At 68.1% G+C, this 20,604-nt stretch carries 19 protein-coding genes; 7 read left to right on the forward strand and 12 right to left on the reverse strand.

Annotated elements, in window-relative coordinates; all coding sequences use genetic code 11:
* Positions 1–2 precede the first annotated feature (2 nt).
* The 10 genes from CVM50_RS15625 to CVM50_RS15670 form a co-directional block, all read right to left on the reverse strand.
* Positions 3–965, reverse strand: a complete 963-nt coding sequence (locus tag CVM50_RS15625; RefSeq protein ID WP_085888364.1) for an SLAC1 anion channel family protein — start codon at positions 963–965, stop codon at positions 3–5.
* On the reverse strand, positions 962–1,318 hold the full coding sequence (locus tag CVM50_RS15630) for a DUF5368 domain-containing protein (RefSeq protein WP_085888365.1): 357 nt from the start codon (positions 1,316–1,318) through the stop codon (positions 962–964). Before CVM50_RS15630 ends, CVM50_RS15625 begins: the two co-directional genes overlap by 4 nt.
* A 15-nt stretch (positions 1,319–1,333) precedes the next feature.
* A complete protein-coding gene (locus CVM50_RS15635) occupies positions 1,334–2,632 on the reverse strand; it encodes an NAD(P)/FAD-dependent oxidoreductase (RefSeq protein WP_085888366.1) in 1,299 nt (432 codons plus the stop codon).
* 104 nt (positions 2,633–2,736) lie between these two features.
* On the reverse strand, positions 2,737–2,865 hold the full coding sequence (cydX, locus tag CVM50_RS15640; RefSeq protein ID WP_085888367.1) for a cytochrome bd-I oxidase subunit CydX: 129 nt from the start codon (positions 2,863–2,865) through the stop codon (positions 2,737–2,739).
* Between the two features lie 19 nt (positions 2,866–2,884).
* On the reverse strand, positions 2,885–4,045 hold the full coding sequence (cydB, locus tag CVM50_RS15645; protein ID WP_085888368.1) for a cytochrome d ubiquinol oxidase subunit II: 1,161 nt from the start codon (positions 4,043–4,045) through the stop codon (positions 2,885–2,887).
* A 5-nt stretch (positions 4,046–4,050) separates the two neighbouring features.
* Complete coding sequence (locus tag CVM50_RS15650; protein WP_085888369.1) at positions 4,051–5,649, reverse strand: cytochrome ubiquinol oxidase subunit I; 1,599 nt, start codon at positions 5,647–5,649, stop codon at positions 4,051–4,053.
* A gap of 187 nt (positions 5,650–5,836) precedes the next feature.
* On the reverse strand, positions 5,837–7,447 hold the full coding sequence (locus CVM50_RS15655; protein ID WP_085888370.1) for an amino acid ABC transporter ATP-binding/permease protein: 1,611 nt from the start codon (positions 7,445–7,447) through the stop codon (positions 5,837–5,839).
* Positions 7,444–9,192 carry an ABC transporter ATP-binding protein/permease gene (locus CVM50_RS15660; protein WP_232618266.1) on the reverse strand — a complete coding sequence of 583 codons (1,749 nt, stop codon included), beginning with the start codon at positions 9,190–9,192 and terminating at the stop codon, positions 7,444–7,446. Before CVM50_RS15660 ends, CVM50_RS15655 begins: the two co-directional genes overlap by 4 nt.
* Positions 9,193–9,222: 30 nt before the next feature.
* A complete protein-coding gene (locus tag CVM50_RS15665; protein WP_085888371.1) occupies positions 9,223–10,044 on the reverse strand; it encodes a Crp/Fnr family transcriptional regulator in 822 nt (273 codons plus the stop codon).
* A 93-nt stretch (positions 10,045–10,137) separates the two neighbouring features.
* Positions 10,138–11,346, reverse strand: a complete 1,209-nt coding sequence (locus CVM50_RS15670; RefSeq protein WP_100148530.1) for a TsoY family (seleno)protein — start codon at positions 11,344–11,346, stop codon at positions 10,138–10,140.
* Positions 11,347–11,645: 299 nt separating this feature from the next.
* Between CVM50_RS15670 and pepT the strand changes: the two genes are divergently transcribed.
* The gene (gene pepT / locus CVM50_RS15675) at positions 11,646–12,884 is read left to right on the forward strand and encodes a peptidase T (RefSeq protein ID WP_085888373.1); all 1,239 of its coding nucleotides are present in this window, start codon (positions 11,646–11,648) and stop codon (positions 12,882–12,884) included.
* A gap of 54 nt (positions 12,885–12,938) precedes the next feature.
* On the opposite strand, the gene CVM50_RS15680 is transcribed toward pepT, so the two are convergent.
* Together CVM50_RS15680 and CVM50_RS15685 are read right to left on the reverse strand one after the other, a co-directional pair.
* Positions 12,939–14,132 carry a PQQ-dependent sugar dehydrogenase gene (locus CVM50_RS15680; RefSeq protein ID WP_085888374.1) on the reverse strand — a complete coding sequence of 398 codons (1,194 nt, stop codon included), beginning with the start codon at positions 14,130–14,132 and terminating at the stop codon, positions 12,939–12,941.
* A gap of 258 nt (positions 14,133–14,390) precedes the next feature.
* The gene (locus tag CVM50_RS15685; RefSeq protein ID WP_157792202.1) at positions 14,391–15,041 is read right to left on the reverse strand and encodes a redoxin domain-containing protein; all 651 of its coding nucleotides are present in this window, start codon (positions 15,039–15,041) and stop codon (positions 14,391–14,393) included.
* A gap of 233 nt (positions 15,042–15,274) precedes the next feature.
* On the opposite strand from CVM50_RS15685, the gene alr reads away from it, so the two are divergent.
* The 6 genes from alr to CVM50_RS15715 all read left to right on the forward strand — a co-directional run bounded on the left by alr (position 15,275) and on the right by CVM50_RS15715 (position 20,532).
* On the forward strand, positions 15,275–16,324 hold the full coding sequence (alr, locus tag CVM50_RS15690; protein WP_085888376.1) for an alanine racemase: 1,050 nt from the start codon (positions 15,275–15,277) through the stop codon (positions 16,322–16,324).
* A complete protein-coding gene (locus tag CVM50_RS15695; RefSeq protein WP_085888377.1) occupies positions 16,324–17,121 on the forward strand; it encodes an MlaE family ABC transporter permease in 798 nt (265 codons plus the stop codon). Before alr ends, CVM50_RS15695 begins: the two co-directional genes overlap by 1 nt.
* A complete protein-coding gene (locus tag CVM50_RS15700) occupies positions 17,118–17,864 on the forward strand; it encodes an ABC transporter ATP-binding protein (protein WP_085888378.1) in 747 nt (248 codons plus the stop codon). The genes CVM50_RS15695 and CVM50_RS15700 overlap by 4 nt, the downstream gene beginning before the upstream one ends.
* Before the next feature lie 94 nt (positions 17,865–17,958).
* Positions 17,959–18,345 (forward strand): hypothetical protein, encoded by a 387-nt coding sequence (locus CVM50_RS15705; RefSeq protein WP_085888379.1) that lies wholly within the window; start codon positions 17,959–17,961, stop codon positions 18,343–18,345.
* A gap of 184 nt (positions 18,346–18,529) precedes the next feature.
* The gene (gene radA, locus CVM50_RS15710) at positions 18,530–19,897 is read left to right on the forward strand and encodes a DNA repair protein RadA (RefSeq protein WP_085888559.1); all 1,368 of its coding nucleotides are present in this window, start codon (positions 18,530–18,532) and stop codon (positions 19,895–19,897) included.
* Between the two features lie 71 nt (positions 19,898–19,968).
* Positions 19,969–20,532 (forward strand): CvpA family protein, encoded by a 564-nt coding sequence (locus CVM50_RS15715; RefSeq protein ID WP_085888380.1) that lies wholly within the window; start codon positions 19,969–19,971, stop codon positions 20,530–20,532.
* The last annotated feature ends 72 nt before the right edge of the window (positions 20,533–20,604 follow it).

Genomic DNA, 20,604 nt, shown 5'->3' on the forward strand with positions numbered 1-20,604 from the left:
TTTCACTCCGGTATGCAGATCTGATGGGCGGCGGCGGCCCGGGCGGTGCGCAGGATCAGCGCCGCGATGGTCACCACAAGGACCGCCAGCAGGACATGGCCAAGCCCCAGATGGAAGCCCGAGCCGGTGAGCGCGGCAAAGCGGAAGCTGGCCGTGGTGATCGCCGCCAGCGGGAAGGACAGCGCCCAGAAGCTGAGGGCGAAGGGCAGTTTCAGCAGCGCGGGCACCTGGATCGCCACCAGCGCGGTGAAGAAATAGCCCACGTTCAGCAGGATGCGCGCCATGGCGTCCACCTGCCCGCCCTGCAATTTCATCCAAGCCAGGAACCCCACGGCGGGCGGGGCCACCAGAATGACCAGCGTCGGGCGCAACTTGCCCGGCAGCGGATCGTGGAAGATCAGCCGGTTGAAGACCAGCGTCAGCAGCACCACCCAGAAGATCATGCCGACGGCGAAGAAATACCAGCTGAGCTCGACATAGCCCAGGGGTACGCCGGCCAGCGGGGCGATGACATTGCCCACGGCCGGGATGAACCAGGCCGGCGACAGCTGCTGCGGCCCGAAGGCCCGGGCCGAGATCCAGGCGGAGATGACGACCAGCGTCAGCACCGCCTGCACTGCCACGCCAACCAGCCAGATGCCCTCTGCCGCGGGCGGCGAGACCTCGCGCAGGAAGGTGGCCAGCAGGATCAGCGAGATCGAGGTAGCCGGAAAGAAGGCCAGCCGCACCGGATGGTGCCATTCGGCCTTCAACGCCTCCCAGTGCAGCGCGGCCTTGGCGGCCAGCGCCAGAACCAGCGCGGCGAAGACCACCAGCGCCGCTGCCCCGACCCAGTGGGCAGAGGTCGTCAGACCGCCCGCGTGCAGGGCCAGAGCCAGGCCGAACAGCCCCATGGACATGCCGAAGAAGGAGATCGGGAAATGTTCCAGCCGCGAGGGCCGCGGGGCACTGGTGGCGTCGGTCATTCCTCAGATCTCCGTCCGGTCAGAAGGGATTGCGCCGTGTAGACGAGGATTGCCATGCCGATGGCCCCGACCACGGCCACCGCCAACAGGACGATCACGTCGATCGGCCCGCCGATGTCCTCGAACCCGGAATGGGTCATCGCCTGCACGAAGATCACGGCGGCCACGGCGCCCACGGGCATCGACAGCTGCGCCAGCAGGAACTTGCGCCAGCTGACCGCGCGGTCACGGATCAGCACGTAGAGATAGGCCAGCGTCACCACGGCGGCGGCGGCAACCATGGCCCAGAACAGCCCGCGCCCGAAAATCTCCTCGAAGACGGCGATCAGGGTGCTGAATGTCATGTCCTTCATGGTCTGTCCTCCTCCTCAGGCGCGGCCGCGCAGCATGGCGTTATAGGTGGCCTTCAGCGCAACTTCCTTCATCAGCCAGCTGATCCACAGCTCTTCCAGCGGCGCGATCACGCCCGGGAAACTGGGGGTCAGGTTGTTGTGGTAGTCGAACTCCACCAGCATTGCCCGGCCCACGCGGGTGATCAACGGGCAAGAGGTGTAGCCGTCGTAATAGCCTGTCCCCTCCTTGCCTTCGATGGCGGCGACGAGGTGATCCTCGACCACCGGCACCTGCCATTTTACGCTCGCCGCCGTCTTGCCCTTGGGCACGCCCGCGACGTCGCCCAGGGCGAAGATCGACGGGTAGCGCAGGTGGCGCAAGCTGTGCATGTCGACCTCGGCCCAACCCTGGTCGACCCATCGGTCGGCCCAGGCGAGGCCCGATTGCACCACGAAATCCGGCGCGCGCTGCGGCGGGATGACGTGCAGGTAGTCGTAATCGCGTTCCTCCAGCCCGGTCTCGGTGCGGAAGGTGGCGCGTTTGGCACCCGGTTCGACCGCGACCAGGGTCGACTGCATCATCGTATCGATGCCGCGATCCTCGAACAGCATCCGCACCTTTTCCGCCACGATCGGCACGCCGAACAGGCTGCCCTGCGGCGCGGCATAGACCACCTCGCGCGCGGCGCCGTGGCGCTTGGCGATATCGTCGATCAGGAAGGTATGCTTCAGCGGCGCACCGGCGCATTTCATCTCTGTCGCGGGCCGGGTGAAGATGCCCACCCCGCCCTCTTCGGTGAAACGGCCCGCGGCCTCCCAGGTCTTCGCGGCGTAGTCCGGCCCGGCATAAAGCGCTCCGATGCCGTCGCGGCCCACCAGATCCAGCGAGAAGCCCTCGATCGCGTCGTGGTCCAGCACCAGCCCCGGCGCCACGACCAGCCAGTCATAGTCCAGGACCTCGCCGCCCTCGGTGGCGACGGTCTTCGCCTCCGGGTCGACGGCAGCCACGCGGTCGGGGATCAGATCCACGCCGTCGGGCAGCCAGTCTGTGGTCATCGACACCACGTAATCGGCGGGCTTCAGCCCTGTTGCCACCAGCGACAGCCCGGGCTGGTAAAGGTGATCGCGGCGCGGGTCGATCAGGGTGATCTGCGCCCCGTCCAGACGCCGCACCAGCCGGTTGGCCAGGGAGGTACCTGCGGCCCCCGCGCCGATGATGACGATCCGGGCGGTCGTTTCGACCGGATCAGGTTGCGGCGCGGCCTGTGTGCCCGTCGCGATACTGGCGGTCGCCCCGAGCGCCGCCAGTTTCAGGAAATCTCTGCGGTCTACCATGCCGCTCTCCTCCACCACGTTCGGGGCACCCCACGGACCCGGTCCCTTCGAAATGCCCCGGCCGGCCCCCTCCCCATGAGGATCCCCGGCCGGGGCAGTTGGCGTCAGTTGCCGCCTGCCTCGTCATGCTCGTCGGCCAGGCGACGGTCGCGTTGCATTTCCAGCCACATCGCGTTCATCACGGCGAAGATGGCGGCCAGCGGAAGGCCCAGAAGCCAGGCAAAGTACCACATTTGAACTGTTCCTTTCGTGTCAGTAGCTGTGCGACGAGCCGGTCACGTCATCTTCGGTCACCTTGCCCCACAGGACTTTGTAGACCCAGGCGGTGTAGGCCAGGATCAGCGGCATGAAGATCAGCGCGCAGACCAGCATGATGAACAGCGTGCGATGCGACGACGAGGCGTCCCAGACCGTCAGCGAGGAGGCTGGATCCACCGTGGACGGCAGGATGAAGGGGAACATCGTCAGCCCGACCGAGCTGATGACGCCGAGGATCCCCAGCTTCGAGAACAGCAGGGTCGAGACCTCACGCCGGGACCGCAGGCCCAGCACCGCCAGCCCCATCCCGAGGAAGCCGAGCGCGGGCGCAATGGCGATCCAGGGCCGCTCGGCATAGGCCGAAAGCCAGGAACCGCCGCGTGCGACCTCGCTGTAGAGCGGGTTCGACGGACCATTGGCAACCACGTCGGAGGTGAGGGTGAACCCGTCCACCCCGAAGGCCAGCCAGACCCCGGCCAGGGCATAGGCGACGATGGCCACGATCCCCGCGACAGAGCCCATGCGACGGGCGCGGGCATTGATCTCGCCTTCCGTCTTCAGCGCCAGCCAGGCGGCGCCGTGCATTATCAGCATGGCAAAGCTGACCACGCCCGACAGGATCGCGAAGGGCCGCAGCAGGCCTAGGAACTTGCCGTAGAAGGTGCCGTCATACATCGGCATCAAGAGGTCGTTCAGGTGGAAGGGCACGCCCAGCATGGCATTGCCCACGGCCACCCCGAAGAGCAGCGCCGGACCGGCCCCGCCGACGAACAGCGCCCAGTCCCAGCCCGAGCGCCAGCGCGCGCTTTCGCGTTTCGAGCGGTACTTGAACCCCACGGGCCGCAGGATGAAGCAGGCCAGCACGGCGAACATCGCCAAGTAGAAGCCCGAGAAGCTGACCGCGTAGAGTGGCGGCCAGGCGGCGAAGATGGCGCCACCGCCGAGGATGAACCACACCTGGTTGCCTTCCCAGACCGGGCCGACGGTGTTGATCACCACCCGGCGTTCCACGTCGGTCTTGGCCACGAAGGGCAGCAGCGCGCCAACCCCCATGTCGAAACCGTCGGTCAGGGCAAAGCCGATCAGAAGGACGCCCAGAAGCACCCACCAGATCACCCGCAGCACGTCATAGCTGATAAGTTCGTAAAGGATCATGGTTCTTACTCCGCGGCAGCGATGGCGGGATCGGCCTGAAGCCGGGCCGCGTGCCGCTCTTCCCAGATTTCGGTTTCGTCGACATCTTCGGTCGGGCCCTTGCGGATGTATTTGATCATCAGACCCATCTCGATGATGAAGAGCACGCTGTAGAAGGTGACGAAGCCGGCAAGCGTCAGCAGCAGGTCACCGACCGACAGGTGGCTGACCGACAGCGCGGTTGGCAGGACCCCGTCGACGGTCCACGGCTGGCGTCCGAACTCGGCCACGAACCAGCCCAGCTCGGCGGCAATCCAGGGCGCCGGGATCAGCCAGACGGCCGCATGCAGGGCCCAACGGGGGTAGCTTTGCCCGTAGAAGCTCGACCGGATGAAGAAGTAGGCCATCATGCCGATGAAGCCGAAGCCGAGACCGACCATGATCCGGAAGGCCCAGAACAGCGGGAAGACGCCGGGGATGGTGTCATTGGCGGCCTGGGTGATCATCTCGGGCGTGGCGGTGCGCGGATCGTCGGTATAGCGCATCAGCAGCATGGCAAAGCCGAGGTCCTCGGAATGCTGCTCAAAGGTGGCGCGGACATCGGCCGGGGTCGCGTCGCGCTGTTCGCGGATGGTCATCAGCGCGTCATAGGCGATGATGCCATTTTCGATGCGATCATGCGCCTCGTCGACCAATTCGTTGATCCCGGGGATCTCCTCGGTCAGGGACCGGGTGCCGATCAGGCCCATGGCCCAGGGGATATGCACCGCGTAATGGGTTTCGCGCGCCTCCTTGTCGGGGATGCCGACCAGGGTGAAATGCGCTGGCGCTTCCTCGGTCTCCCACATGGCCTCAATGGCGGCCAGTTTCATCTTCTGGGTGTGGCTGGCGGAATAGCCCGACTCGTCCCCCAGAACGACGACCGACAGGGCCGAGGCCAGGCCGAAGCTGGCGGCGACGGTGATCGAGCGTTTGGCCAGGCGCGTATGACGCCCCCGCAGCATGTAGAAGGCCGAGACCCCCAGCACGAAGACCGAGGCAGTGACGTAGCCCGCGCTGACGGTGTGCACGAACTTGGCCTGGGCCACCTCGTTGAACAGCACGTCGAAGAAGCTGGTCATCTCCATCCTCATGGTGTCGGGGTTGAACTCCGCCCCCACCGGGTTCTGCATCCAACCGTTGGCGATCAGGATCCACAGCGCCGAGAAGTTGGAGCCGAGCGCGACCAGCCAGGCAACGACGAGGTGAGCCACCTTGCTCAGCTTGTCCCAACCGAAGAAGAAAAGGCCGACGAAGGTCGCTTCGAGGAAGAAGGCCATCAGCCCCTCGATCGCCAGAGGCGCCCCGAAGATGTCGCCAACGTAGTGGCTGTAATAGCTCCAGTTCATGCCGAACTGGAATTCCATGGTGATGCCGGTAGCAACGCCGAGGACGAAGTTGATACCGAACAACGTCCCCCAGAACTTGGTCATCTGGCGCCATATCGGGCGTCCGGTCATGACATAGACCGTCTCCATGATCGCCACGAGGATCGAAAGACCCAACGTCAGCGGCACGAAGAGGAAGTGGTACATGGCTGTCATTGCAAATTGCAGTCGTGACAGCTCAACGATGTCGAGCTCCATCTCTGGCCTCCTTGCTTGGGAGAGCGCCGCGGGGGAGAAAACACGACTCGGCCACTCTCCAATTGTCCCGGGCATAGCCCCGCCGGACTGAATTCCTGTGTGACTTCGTCACCAAGGGCAGTGACGTCGTCACAATACTTACTGGAATTTCGAGTTCAGTTTTTGACCTGAGGCAAAACCGACAGCCTCAGGGGCGGGAAATGGTGAGTCGCTCGGTAAAGATTACGTGATCCCCGCCACGGTGCAATGTCGCGAGGATCGCGCTGTCGGGCAGCGCGGCGCGCAGATTGTCCAGCACGCGGGTCGCGGTTTCCAGGTCCAGCCCCTCGGTCGGTTCGTCCAGCAGCAGCAGATCGGGCGCGCGCAGAACACAGCGCGCCAGCGCCAGGCGCCGCGATTGCCCGCCCGAGAGGCCCGCGCCACTCTCCCCCAGCCGGGCGTCCAGCCCGCCGCGATCGCGCACAACGGCGTCGAGGGCCACGACCTGCAGCGCCTGCAAGAGCGTATCATCCGTGGCCTCGGGCGCGGCCAGGGCCAGGTTGTCGCGGATCGTCCCGGCGATCAGGGCGGAGCGTTGCGGCAGCATGGCGACCCGGGCGCGCAGGGCGCCCTCGGTCCAGTTTTCGGGCGCATGGCCGGCGATGGCGATCCCTTCACCCGCCATCAGGCCCGCGATGCGCAGCAGCAGCGTGGTCTTGCCCACGCCCGAGGGCCCTTCCAGCGCCAGCGCCTCGCCCCGGTTCAGGGTGAACCGAGCCTCGGGGCGGTCGATCGACAGGATCGGCGCCTCTGCCCGCTCCGTCTCCTGTCCTTCCCTGTCGTCGCCGGGCGCAGATGCCCCGGGATCGACGCGAGAGGCCGCATCGACCATGCGGCCCAGCTCGGCAAAGCCCCGGCGCAGCGGCAGCACGGTCTCGGCCAGGGCCAGCGCCACGAAGATGCCGATGGCCGCACGGGCCGGGTCCAGCCCGCCCGCTTGGGCCAGCCAGCCGCCCGCCACCAGCGCGCCCGCCACCGACAGTGCCACCAGCGCCGAGAGCCGCGCGCCGGCGCGCCGTTCGGCGCGATCCAGCGCCCCCGAGGCGGCGCGCGCACGTTGGTCGCCCGCGCGAAGCGCCGTTTCCCGGGCCGCCAGCTGGCCGCCCAGGATCAGCGCCTCGCGGTCGCGGATCATGTCGATCATGCCACGGCGCAGGGCCTGCGCCTCGCGCTCGCCCTCCCGCGAGGGGGCCATGCCCGACCGCGCCAGCAGTGCCAGCACCAGCGCCGCCAGCGGCAGGTAAATCGCGGCCACGGTCAGCGCCACAGGCCACCCCGCCAGCCAGCCCAGCATCGCGAAGACGACCGCATGGGTCAGCAGCGCCGCGAAGACCGGCAGCGCCAGGCGCAGCACCAGCCCGTCCAGCGCATCCACATCTGCCAGGATGCGGGTCAGCGTGGCCTCGCTGCGCAGTCGCGCCAGCGCCCGCCCCCCGGCCCGCGCCTGGCGGCGCAGCAGGTCCACCCGCAGCGCAGCCAGCGCCCGCAGCGTGGCGTCATGGGTCAGCAGACGCTCGCCATAGCGCGCCGCCGTCCGCCCCAGGGCCAGCAGCCGCACGCCCGCCGAGGGCTGGAAGACGTTGAAGGCGATGCCGATCCCCGCAAGTCCCGCCAGCCCGGTCGCGGTGATGAACCAGCCCGACAGCCCCAGCAGGGCCACGCCCATCAGCAAAACGGTGACGGCCAGCGCCGCGCCGCGCGCCATGGCCTTGGGGCTGGCGCCCAGCAACAGCTTCAGAACCCGCCAGAGCGCCCTCATGCCTCGTTCTCCCCGGTCATGACGATCTGCGCATCTATCTCCCCGGCCAGCGCCGGGTCATGGGTCGCCACGACCAGCGCCGCCCCCTGCCCCTGCAACCGGCGCAACGCGCGGGTCACCCGGTCGGCGGTCAGCGCATCCAGGTCCGCCGTCGGTTCATCCGCCAGCACCAGATCGGCGTCCTGCAGCACCGCGCGGGCGATCATCAGCCGCCGCGCTTCGCCGCCCGAAACGCCGCCACCGCTTTCGCCCAGCCGCGTTTGCAGACCCTCGGGCAGGCGATCGATCACGGCGCGGGCCTCGGCCAGATCCAGCGCCTCAGTGATCGTGCTTTCGCCCATCGCTCGCCCGCCCGACAGCCAGTCGCTCAGGGGCAGGTCCGGGAAATGCACCCGCTGCGGCACAACGGCGAGACGCGCGCGCCAGCCGTCTGCCGTGCCGGCGTTCAGCTCCTGCCCGCAGACCTCGATCCGGCCCTCGACCAGCGGCACCAGCCCGGCCAGCGCCGACAGCGCCGTGGACTTGCCCACGCCAGAGGGCCCGACGAGCGCCAGGCTCTGTCCCGCCCCGACGTCCAGGTCCGGCAGGGGCAGCGCTCGGCCCGGGAGGAAGGCAACCCCGCCCCGCATCGAAACCGACAGCGGCCCGGGCAGCGGCGTGGCCTGCGCCCCCTCCCCCAGCAAGGCGACGCGCGGCGCGGCGTCCATCGCCTCCAACTCCTCCACGACCGACACACCCGAGGCGCGGTCGTGCCAGGCGGCGGCCAGATCGCGCAGGGGCTGGAAGAACTCCGGGGCGATCAGCAGCAGGAATATCCCTTCGTAAAGCGTAAGCCCATTGCCCCAACTGCCCCAGCCGACCTCGCCCAGCAGGGTGAAACCGACGAAGACCGCAACCATGGCCACGCCGATGGCGGCGAAGAGCTCCAGCACGGTGGAGCTGAGGAAGGCGATGCGCAGCACCGCCATGGTCTTCTCGCGCAGGCGGTCCGCGCGGGTCTCGAAATCCTCGGCCGCGCGGGCCCGCGCCCCCAGCAGGCGTATGTCCAGCAAGGCCGACAGCCGGTCCATCAGCATGGAGTTCATGTCGCCGATCTCATCCATCTGGCGGCGGCTGGCGTCCTCGGCCGCCATGCCGACCAGGGCCATGAAGACGGGGATCAGCGGCCCGGCGACCAGCAGGACGACCCCGATGGCCCAGGAGAACCAGAAGGCCACGGCCAGATAGACCAGCGGAATGACCGAGGTGCGCAGCATGGCGACGTGGTAGCGGGTGATCCAGGGATGCAGTAGCGGCAATTTCTGCACCGCCAGCGCGGCCACGGCGGCGGAGCCTGCCCCGCCGGGACGCCGCGCCTCGCGGCCGATCAGCAGCTCGCGTTCGCGCGCGATCGTCTCATCCGCTGCGCGGTAGAGGATGCCGCCCGCCACCCGGTCGAGCCCTGCGCGGATCAACCCGCAGAGCAAGAAGATCCCGGCCGCCCAGAGGCTGCGCTCCAGCGCGAGGGCGCCGCTGGCCCAGCCCGAGACGGCCCAAGCGATGGCGGCGGCCTGCACCGGCCAGAGAAGACCCGACAGGATGCTCAGGAGGCCGGCTCGGCGCAGCAGAGGTTTCACCGGGGCGATGATGCGGTCCTGCATGGCGGCGCGGGCGGCCCGGCGGTCTCCGGGCGGAGCCGCATCGGGCACCGCCTGTGCCGTTTCGGGATCCAACCCGGCACCGTCCGGCAACGCAACGTCCTGCATCTGGCCTCGCCTCTTCTGCCCTGCCGGGGCTCAGCGGCGCCCGGTCTTGCTGTTGTCGGCGCTGGCCTCCCGCTCGCGCGTCCTGTCGTTCTCGGGCCGCTGGCCCGATGTGCTGCCCCAGGCGGTCTGGCCCCGCGCCACGCGGCTCAGCGCCGCCGCCCCGGTCAGACGGATCGTGCCGCGCCCCTGCTCGATCCAGCCTTGGCGGGCGAACGCCCGCAGGCGGCGGGAAATGACCTCGCGCGCAGTGACCAGATCGGCGGCCATGGCCTGGTGCGTCGTCTCTACCGTATCCGCGCGCGCATTTGCCAGTAGCCATTCCGCCACGCGCTGTTCCATGCTGAGGGTGACAGGCCCCGCAACACGCTGGAAGAAATAGGGCAAACGCCTTGCATGCTGGGCAAACAACGCCTGACGAAAGCCTGCGTCCTCCGCCACGAGGCGACGGAACGCCGCAGGATCCAGCGTCAGCCAGCGGGTCCTCTCCAGGCAATGGGCGGCCACCGACAGGCCGGTACCCGACAGGATCGCTGCCGTCACCGGCATGCAGTCCTGCCCCGCGTTGGCCCGGCATTCCGCCATGGGCACCAACCGGTTGCGCGTGTGAAACCGCACCGACAGGCGTCCCGTCACCAGCAGGACAAAACCCCGCGGCGGGCCGAACCAGCGGAAGGCAAGGGCCCCGGCCGCGGCCTCCTGCTGGCGTCCGCCCGCCGCGCGCACGGCCGCCACCAGGTCGCGGGCCGCCGCGGCTGTGGGGGCGTCGGGACAGGGCGCGTCCAGGGGGACCCGCGGCCCGGACCGGGCGGAGGTCTCCGGCGGGGTCCCGAAGGCATGGGAAACAGGGGGCATGGCAGCGGCTCCTGGGCTACGGGTCGCGAGGAGAGACCCCGCCCGGGCAGCTGCCGGGCGGGGTCGGGGGTCACCAGGACCGGGGCGCGCGGATCATTCCGCGGGCACTTGGGCCGGGGCGCGCCGCGCCAGGAAGTGGCGGCGGTTCAGCACCACCAGCAGCAGGATCATCGACAGCTGCAGCGCCACGGCCACCCCGCTCAGCATCCAGAAGGCGGTGCCGAACTTGGCGATCAGTCCGACCGCGACCAGACCCTTGTTGATCCAGAAGTGCATCAGCACCGACAGGGCCACGCCCGGGCAGATCAGCGCGTAGGAGCCGACCGAAGCCTCCGACCCGGTGACGAAGCGGCGGATATAGCCCGTGGCCGCCAGGATCGTCAGGCCGAAGAGGGTGAAGCCCAGCTGCACTGATAGCATCCGCGTCAGGAAGACCAGCATGTCCGCCGGGGTGGAATGGCCGCCGAAATGGACGTGCAGCGCATGATCCAGACGCACCAGCAGGATGCTGAGGACGGTGACCATCGGCATCACGATCAACAGGGTCGGCGCCTGTTCAACGGCGACGCCATGTTCCAGCATCGACCGCACGCCCAACACCAGCTTCACCGCGCCGTAGATCACCGCGATCACCAAGAAGACGGTGGCCAGAACAAAGGCCACTCCGGCGGTCGCCGTCACGCCGCTCATCGCCGCCGGGGCTGCCAGGCCCACGCCGACCATCGACAGGGCGAAGGCGGGCAGCATCTGCGACAGGGAATTGTTGGCGGTCCAGTCAAAGCCGCCATGGCCGATCACCTGGGACAGGTAACGCCCCACCTGGCGCAAGGCCAGCAGACCCACGGCGAGGAAGGCCGCCAGAGCCAGCGGGAAAAGGTACTCCACCACGCCCCAGAGGCCGGGCACGAAGACCAGACCGAGGATGAACAGGGCGTTGATCGACATGGCCAGCGCCAGCGGCATCGCCGTCATCTGGGTCTGCCCCTGCCCGCCCGCCAGGGCCGTGCCGGCGGGCGAGCGCAGGAAGGCCCCGGTGCGCCGCAGGTTCCAGACCAGCAGGTAAAGGTTCATCGCGGCGAAGACGGCAATGCCCGCCAGGGCCAGGTAGATGGTCGCGGCAAACGGCGGGCTGGCGGTGACCAGAGCCGCGCCGATGTCTTCGGCCACCGGCACCGGCTGACCGGGGTGCGGCACCCAGAACATCAGGTACATGAAGAAGGTCACGGCGAGGCCACCGGCCCCGACCGAAGTCAGGTAATAAAGCGGCGACCATTGGTCAGCCGGACGGGTCACGCGGGACATCATCAAATCCTCCATTGGATATCTGATCCGATCCTACGCCCCTTTCCCGCGGCCCTCAGTGACATGGTCACCAATCCGTGGCAGCCCCCAAACCCCTGATATGTGGGAACCTTCCCCCACATCTCTCGCGACCAAGACACCGCGCACCCGCCTTCCTCATTTGTTGGCCGGAAATATCCCGGGGGGAGTCGCGCCAGCGACGGGGGCAGCGCCCCCGCCCCCAACCGACCCACCGCGCGACCCCGCTTGACACTTGCGCCCCGGCGCCCAACCCTTCGCGCAAACCGAAGGAGCCTCCCATGTCCGCCACGTTCGCCCCCGATCTGGAAACCCGCCTGACCCGCTACTGCGCCGTCGACAGCCAGTCCGACGCCCTGTCGCCCACCTCGCCCAGCACCACGATCCAGTGGGACATGATCCGCCTGCTGGAGGCCGAGCTGCGAGAGATCGGCGCCGAGGAGGTCGAGGTCACCGACTACGGCGCCGTGCTGGCCACCGTGCCGGGCACCGCCCCGGGGCCGACGGTCGGCTTCTGCGCCCATTTCGACACCGCTCCGCAGTACAATGCGACGGACGTCAAACCGCGGGTCATCCGGGGCTACAACGGCGGCGACATCACCTACCCAGACGCGCCGGATCTGGTGCTGTCGCCAAAGGATTTCCCCTATCTCGCCGAAAAGCAGGGCCATGACATCGTCACCGCCTCGGGCCTGACCCTTCTGGGCGCCGACGACAAGGCGGGCATCGCCATCATCATGACGGCGGCCAAGCACCTGATCGACAATCCCGAAATCGCCCGCCCGAAGATTCGCATCGCCTTCACCCCGGACGAGGAGATCGGCCGTGGCGTGGACAGGCGCCTGCCGGAAGATTTCGCCTGCGACTTCGCCTATACCTACGACGGCGCCGAGGTGGGGGAAGTGATCTATGAGACCTTCTCCGCCGACATCGCCCATGTCACCGTCACCGGCGTCTCGATCCATCCCGGGCAGGCCACGGGCAAGCTGGTCTCGGCCATCCAGCTGGCGTCGAAGGTCATCACTGCCCTGCCCGCCCATACGATGACCCCGGACACCACGAAGGACTACGAGGGTTTCATCCACTGCACCGACATGACAGGCGACGCCGCCGAGATGAAGCTGACCTTCATTCTGCGCGATTTTGAGCGGGACGGGCTGGCGCAGAAGGGGGAGATCCTGACGAAGATCTGCGATGCCGTCGGCGCGTCAGAGCCCCGCGCGCAGATCAAATGCGAGATCACCGAGCAGTATCGCAACATGCGCTATTGGCTGGAAAACGACATGACGCCGGTGGAACTGGCCCGCGATGCCACCCGCGCGCTTGGGGTGGAGCCGATTTCGGTGCCGATCCGCGGCGGCACCGACGGCTCGCGCCTCACGGAAATGGGGGTGCCCACGCCCAACCTCTTCACCGGCATGCAATGCATCCACGGGCCGCTGGAATGGATCTCCGTCCAGGACATGGAAGTGGCGACCAGCCTGATGCTGCAGATCGCGGACAAGGCGGTGAGCAAGTAAGGGCGCGAAGGCCCCGGTATGATCCCGGGCGGGCAGACCCCGCCCGGGGCCAGATCACTCCGACGGCGTCAGCCGCAGCAGTTCGCCATTGTCGGCGTCGGTCAGGATCATCACGGCGCCATCGGCGGCCACGTCCACGTCGCGCACCCGGCCCTGCCCCTGCAGATACCGCGCCTCGCCAGTGACCGACGTGCCATCCAGCTCCAGCCGCACCAGCGCCTGGCCCGCCAGGGCGCCCACCAGGATGCTGTCTTGCCAGTCGGGGAACATCTCGCCCTCGTAAAAGGCCATGCCGGAGGGGGCGATCACCGGGTCCCAGTAATAGAGCGGCTGCTGCATCTCGGGCGAGGCCGTCTCGCCGTTGCCAATGGGACTGCCGTTGTAATCGATCCCGTAGGTGATGACGGGCCAGCCGTAGTTGCCGCCCGGCTCGGGCCGGTTCAGCTCATCCCCGCCCCGGGGCCCGTGTTCGATCGTCCAGAGCGCCCCGTTTGGCCCCATGGCCGCGGCCTGGATGTTGCGGTGCCCCAGCGACCAGACCTCCGGCGCGCCGCCCTCGATCTGCGGATTGCCGGGCATGGCGCCGCCCATGGGATCGATGCGCAAAACCTTGCCCAGATGGGTTGCTGGATCCTGCGCCAGCTGGCGCGGTTCCGGCAGGGACCGTTCCCCGGTGGTGATGAACAGCGCACCCGAGCCGTCGAAGACCAGGCGGGAGCCATAGTGCATGGTCGAGGCCCAGCCGGGCATCTGGCGGAAGATCACCTCGACCTCCTCCATTGTGCTGCCATCTTCTGAAAGCAGGCCGGTGGCGACGGCAGTGCCGGTTTCGCCCCCCTCGCGCGGTTCGGCATAGCTCCACCAGACGCGGCGGGTCACGTCGAAATCATCGCGCACCTGCACGTCCAGCAGGCCACCCTGGCGGCGGGCATCGACCTGCGGCAGCCCCTCGACCGGGTCCGAAACCTCCCCCCCGGGCGTGATAATGCGCAGCCGCCCCGGGCGTTCGGTCACCAGCAAGCGGCCATCGGGCAGCTGATCCATACCCCAGGGATGGTCCAGCCCCTCCGCGACCACGGCGCGGTCCAGGGTCACTTCGTCCTCAAGAACGGGCGCACGGGTCTGTCCCTCGAAGGCGGGTTGTTGATCGGCGGCATTGGGTGGTGCCGCGTTGAAATCCTGCGCGCTGGCGGGGGCGGCCAGCGCGGCGCCGGTCAGAAGAAGGGCGGAAAGGCGGATGGAAGTCATGGCGGGGTCCTCTTGCAGGGCGGCGCGTCGTTGCGGACCGCGCAGGGCAACAGCCCTTCCGGTCCTCAAATAAACCTATGCCCCTTGTCCCGCCCGTCGAGGGTCCGGGCCCGACAAAGCATCCGCCCCACGGCCTCGTGTCCGCGCGTGAGGCGCGGCATCCCCGGCGTCAGGGGCCAGAAAAGGCAACGGGGCCGGAGGATCCTCCGGCCCCGTTGTCAGTCCCACGTCCCCCATGCAGGCAGATCGCGATGTCCCCTAGTAGCCGCCGCTCACGGCATCCTGCTCCTCATAGAAACCCCGCGCGGCGTCCAGCGTGCGCAGCGTCTCTTCCATCGACCGCGAGATGTAGAGGGGATATTCGAACAGCATGCTGACCCGCAGGTTGGGGTCGATGATGATCGTCTTGCGGATGGCAGAGGCCTCGGCCTGAAGCGGATGGATCATGCCGAAGGTGTTGGTCAGGATGCCGTCGGTGTCAGCGATGATCGGAATGGATACCCTGTGGCCGCTGCGCAGGTGGATCTCGTCCCGCCAACGGTCCAGTTCTGCGACCGGGTTGCGCGCCACGCCGATGATCCGCACGCCTTCGCGCCGCAGGTCATCCTGCACCGGCGCCATCGCGCACAGCTCGCGCGTGCAGGTTTCCGAGAAAGCGTCGGCGACGCTGAAGAAGATCGTCCAGTGCCCGCTGACATAGGGATGGAAGGTGATGCGCCCTTCCGTCGACATCCCGGAGAAGTTGGGAAAATACTCGCCGATACTGGGGGTCCACTTGGCCGCTGCGGTGTAGTCCTTGGGAACCTCGACCCAGGTGTCGGAGGTGTCATGTATCGACTGCTGCCTGGCTTGCGGCACGATCCGCCGCGGACGGACATCGGTCGCGGGCTTTCTGAAATTCTTTAACATACTGTCTCTATCACTCTTACGACCGGCAGCCGGCCACACACACATAGTCCCTAGACGAAAGTCGTAGAGCCTGCCCGGGGCTGAATTTGGGGAAAATTGTGGTGACTTAGGGGCCAAGACGGGTGACCTTGGGGAACCATGCCCCCGGCGCGCCATCCGCCCGCCCGCGACATCGAAGGGGGACGCGGCTTTTCCCCTTGCCTCTGCCCGGCGGTCGGATCAAGAAAAGGGGCATGACCACCTCTCGTCTCCTCATCGATCTCGACGCGCTCCGGGCCAACTGGCGCGCGCTCGACGCCATGTCTGCGCCGGCAGTCGAAACCGGCGCCGTCGTCAAAGCCAACGGATACGGGCTCGGCGCCGCGCCCGTGTCCCGCGCCCTCGCCGAAGCCGGGGCGCGCACCTTTTTCGTCGCCGCCGCCGAAGAGGGTCTGGCCGTGCGTCAGGCGCTCGGCGACGGGCCGGCGATCCATGTCTTTTCGGGCCATATGGAGGGCGATACCGCCCTGCTGGCGCAGGCCGGGCTGACGCCGATGCTGAATTCGATTGAGCAGTTCCGCCGCCATCGCGAGGCCCTGCCCGAGGCGCCCTTTGGCATCCAGCTGGACAGCGGGATGAACCGTTTGGGGCTGGAGCCCGCCGACTGGGCCGCCCTGCGCGACGAGGCGCTGGCGCTGGACCCGGTTCTGGTCATGTCGCACCTGGCCTGCGCGGATGAGCCCGAGCATCCGATGAACCGCCAGCAGCTGAACTGTTTCCGCGAGATGGTCGCGGGCGTCGAGGCGCCCTGCTCGCTGGCTGCCACCGGCGGCATCATCAACGGTCCCGATTATCACTTCCAGGTGACCCGCGCCGGCTGCGGCATGTACGGCGGCCTGCCCTATGCAGACGCCAAGCCCGTCGTGCACCTGGACCTGCCGGTCATCCAGACCCGGCAGATCGAACCGGGCGAGTCGGTGGGCTATGGCAATGCCTGGGTGGCGGACCGCCCGTCGACCATCGCCACGGTCGCGGCCGGCTATGCCGACGGGCTGCACCGGCTGATGGCCCCCGGCACGATGCTTTACGCGGGCGACACCGCCTGTCCCCTGGTCGGCCGCATCTCTATGGATCTGATCACCGTCGACGTGACCGCGCTGACCGAGGTGCCCGACTACCTGGCGCTTCTCAACGATGTGCAGGGCGTGGACCGGCTGGCCGCCAACGAAGGCACCATCGGCTATGAGATCCTGACGTCGCTGGGTGGCCGCTACGCGCGCAGCTTCACCGGCGCCGCGGCCTGATGCGCGACGCCGCCTCCCTTCCCCTTCGCGCGCTCGCGGGCCTCGGCGGGGCCGTCCTGGGTCTGCTGGCCATGATCGGCCGGGTGACGCTGTTCGCCCTGTCGTTCTTCCGCCACCTGCTGACCCCGCCCTTCTACGGGCGGGAGTTCGTCGTGTCGCTTGGCAATATCGGCTGGCTGTCGCTGCCGGTCGTGGGCATGACCGCCTTCTTCACCGGCGGCGCGCTGGCGCTGCAGATCTACGCCGGCGGCTCGCGCTTCGACGCCCAAGCCGTGGTGCCGCAGATCGTGGCGCTTGGCATGGTGCGCGAGTTGGGCCCCGTTCTGGTCGGCCTGATGATCGCGGCGCGCGTGACTTCGTCGATCGCCGCCGAGATCGCCACGATGAAGGTGACCGAACAGATCGACGCCCTGGTGACCCTGTCGACCCACCCGATGAAATACCTCACCGTGCCGCGCGTGTTGGCCGGGCTGATCGTGGTGCCGCTCCTGGTGGGGCTGGGCGACGTGATCGGCATCCTCGGCGGTTTCACCGTCGGCGTGAAATCCCTGGGCTTCAACCCGGCGGTCTACATCCGCAACACCTGGGATTTCCTCGAACCGCTGGACGTGATCTCCTCGCTGGTGAAGGGCGTGGCCTTCGGCTTCATCTCCACCCTGATGGGCTGCTATGCGGGCATGCGGTCGGGCCGTGGCGCCCAGGGCGTGGGCGAGGCCACCAAGTCCTCGGTCGAAAGCGCCTCGGTGCTGATCCTGACCGCGAACTTCATCCTGACGGGGGTCTTCTTCTCGGTATGATCCAGCTGGAAAACCTGCAGAAAAGCTTTGGCCCCCACAAGGTGCTCGCCGGTGTCGACCTGACCGTGCCTCAGGGTCGGTCGATGGTCATCATCGGCGGCTCGGGCAGTGGCAAGTCGGTGCTGCTGAAATGTATCCTCGGGCTGGAAACGCCCGACGGCGGGCGCATCCTAGTGGATGGCCAGGACGCGACCAAGGGCGACCGCGATGCCTTCCTGGCCCGCTTCGGCATGCTGTTCCAGGGCGCCGCGCTGTTCGACAGCCTGCCCGTCTGGCAGAACGTCGCCTTCCGCCTGCTGCGCGGCGCGCTGAAACGCCCCAAGGCGGAGGCGCGCGAGATCGCCATAGAAAAGCTGCGCCGCGTCGGCCTGTCGCCGGATGTGGCGGACAAGTTCCCGGCGGAGCTGTCGGGCGGCATGCAGAAACGCGTGGGCCTCGCCCGCGCCATCGCCGCCGAGCCGCAGATCATCTTCTTTGACGAGCCGACCACCGGGCTCGACCCGATCATGGCCGGCGTCATTGACGACCTGATCCGCGAGATCACCGCCGAGATGGGGGCCACTGCCCTGACCATCACCCACGACATGGGATCGGTCCGCGCCATCGCCGACGAGGTGGCCATGCTGCACGGCGGCAAGATCCGCTGGACCGGGCCGGTGGCCGAGCTGGACGCCTCCGGCGATCCCTACGTCGAACAGTTCATCACCGGCTCTTCCACCGGGCCGATCGCCGCACTGCGCTGACGCTCGGGCCGGCTGCGCGGCGCTGTCGCCTTTTCCCGGGGCGGTGTTGGCGCTACCAAGGGCGTGACCTGCATGTGACGAAGGGAGTCCCCGGATGCATCTTCCCGGCCTGACCGAAGGCGCCCTGATCGGCTGGGGCTGGGCGGCGGCCCTGCTGATCTGGACCATCCCCATCCTGGCGGCGATCTCCCTGTGGCAGCGGCTGCAGGCGCATGAATCGGGCGACGGTTTCCGCCTGGGGCTGATCGCCGGGGTGCTTTGGGTGCTCTGGGCCGTGAGCTGGACCCTGGGCCTGCGCCCGGCGGCGCTGCACCCTCCGCTCGGCACGCTGATCACCCTGGGTCTGGCGGTCTCGGTGCTGTGGGACTGGGCGCGCAATCTGCCGCATGCCCGCTGGCGGGTGGCCGACGTCATGACGATCGTGCTGCTGGTGGCCCTGATCGGCCTGCTCGGCTGGGCCTGGTTCCTGGGCGCCGCGTGAGGACCGCGCGTCTGACGGCGGGGGAAGGGGGCGCTGCCCCCTGTCTCCGTGACGGAGCCCCCCGGCTATTTCAGGCAAAGAGAATCAGATGCGGGGACGCAAGAAAACCGGCACGGCGCGCGGCGATCCCCTTTTGTTCACATCGCCCCTTGCCCGGCCGCCCTCGCTCGGGCAGAACCGGGGCATGGCAAGACCCATCACCACCTTCTCCTGCTCCGAATGCGGCGCCTCCTTCCCCAAGTGGTCGGGCCGCTGCGAGGCCTGTGGCGCCTGGAACTCGATCACCGAGGACGTGCCCCTGTCCACCGGCCCCAAGGGCAAGGGGCTGGGGTCGATGCGCGGCCAGAAGGTCGCGCTGACCGACCTGTCGGCGCGGGAAACCCCGCCGCCGCGCACCTCGTCCGGCCTGGATGAGCTGGACCGCGTGCTGGGCGGCGGCCTCGTCCCGGCCTCCGCCGTCCTGGTGGGCGGGGATCCGGGCATCGGCAAATCGACCCTGCTGCTTCAGGCTGCATCAGCTTTTGCCAACAAGGGTCTGAAAACCTTCTATATCTCCGGCGAGGAAGCCTCGGCCCAGGTGCGCATGCGCGCCGCCCGCCTGGGCCTGGAAAACGCGCCGGTGAAACTGGGCGCCGACACCGCGCTGCGCGACATCCTGACCACGTTGGACGACGAACGGCCCGATCTGGTCATCATCGATTCGATCCAGACCATGTGGTCCGACACCGTCGACAGCGCCCCCGGATCCGTCAGCCAGGTGCGCGCCGCCGCGCATGAGCTGACGACCTTCGCCAAGCGGCGCGGTGCCGCCGTCATCCTGGTGGGCCACGTCACCAAGGAAGGCCAGATCGCCGGCCCCCGCGTGGTCGAACACATGGTCGACACGGTGCTTTACTTCGAGGGCGAGCGCGGCCACCAGTTTCGCATCCTGCGCGCGGTGAAAAACCGTTTCGGCCCCGCCGACGAGATCGGCGTCTTCGAGATGACCGGCGGCGGCCTCAGCGAGGTGTCCAACCCCTCTGCCCTGTTCATGGGCGAACGCGGCCAGCCCTCCCCCGGCTCGGTGGTCTTCGCGGGCATCGAGGGCACGCGGCCCGTGCTGGTGGAGATCCAGGCGCTGGTCGCGCCCTCGCCGCACAGCCAGGCGCGGCGGTCGACCGTGGGCTGGGACGGCGGGCGGCTGGCCACCATCCTGGCCGTGCTGGAGGCGCGTTGCGGCATCCCCTTCGCGGGGCTTGATGTCTACCTGAACGTCGCCGGCGGCATGAAGGTCAGCGAACCGGCGGCGGATCTGGCTGTTGCGGCGGCCCTTCTGTCCGCCCGCGAGGACAGCGCCCTGCCCGCGGACTGCGTGGTTTTCGGAGAGATTTCGCTCTCCGGCGCCCTGCGGCCCGTGGGCCAGACCGAAAACAGGTTGAAAGAGGCGGCGAAACTTGGTTTCTCGTCCGCGATCGCCCCTGCCGGGGGAAAGCCCGGCGGCGATCAGGGGCTGCGTCTGATGCAAATGAGCGATCTGACCAGCTTCGTCGGAGAGGTTTTCGGCGCCGGATGAGGCGTTAACACCCTGGGATCGTTCGCCAAAGGCGATCCCGCTCAGGAATAGCAAGGCGGGGACGCGGGCGTATGGAAGGTTTCACTCTGATCGACGGAATCGTTGCGGCGGTCATCCTGCTGTCGGCCATCCTGGCCTATTCGCGCGGCATGGTCCGCGAAGGTCTGGCCATCCTCGGCTGGATCGTCGCCGCCGTGGTGGCCTTCGTCTTCGCACCGCAGCTGCAACCGCTGATGAAGGAAATCCCGGTGATCGGGGAATACCTGGGCGACAGCTGTGAACTGACCATCATCGCCGCCTTCGGCGTGATCTTCGCCCTGGCGCTGGCCGTGGCCTCGCTCTTCACCCCGGCCTTCGCCTCGGTGGTTCAGCGCAGCTTCCTCGGCGGCATCGACCAGGCGGCCGGGTTCCTGTTCGGCGTAGCGCGCGGCGTCCTGCTCGTGGCGCTGGCCTTCTTCGTCTACAAGACGATGCTGACCAGCCAGGCGGTGCCTATGGTCGACAACTCGCGCTCTGCCGTGGTCTTCGACAAGCTGACCAACAAGATCGAGAGCGAAGACCCCGAGCGCGCCCTCGGCTGGATCACCACCAAGTACGAAGAGCTGGCCTCCACCTGCACCGCCGTCGAGGGCTGAGGCCCCGCGCGGCCCGGCAAAGGTCATTTTCCGCCCCTTGATCCCTGTCGTGATCGTCCCGACATGGACTGA

Source organism: Pseudooceanicola marinus, from assembly GCF_002786295.1.
GTDB classification, from domain to species: Bacteria; Pseudomonadota; Alphaproteobacteria; order Rhodobacterales; family Rhodobacteraceae; genus Pseudooceanicola; species Pseudooceanicola marinus.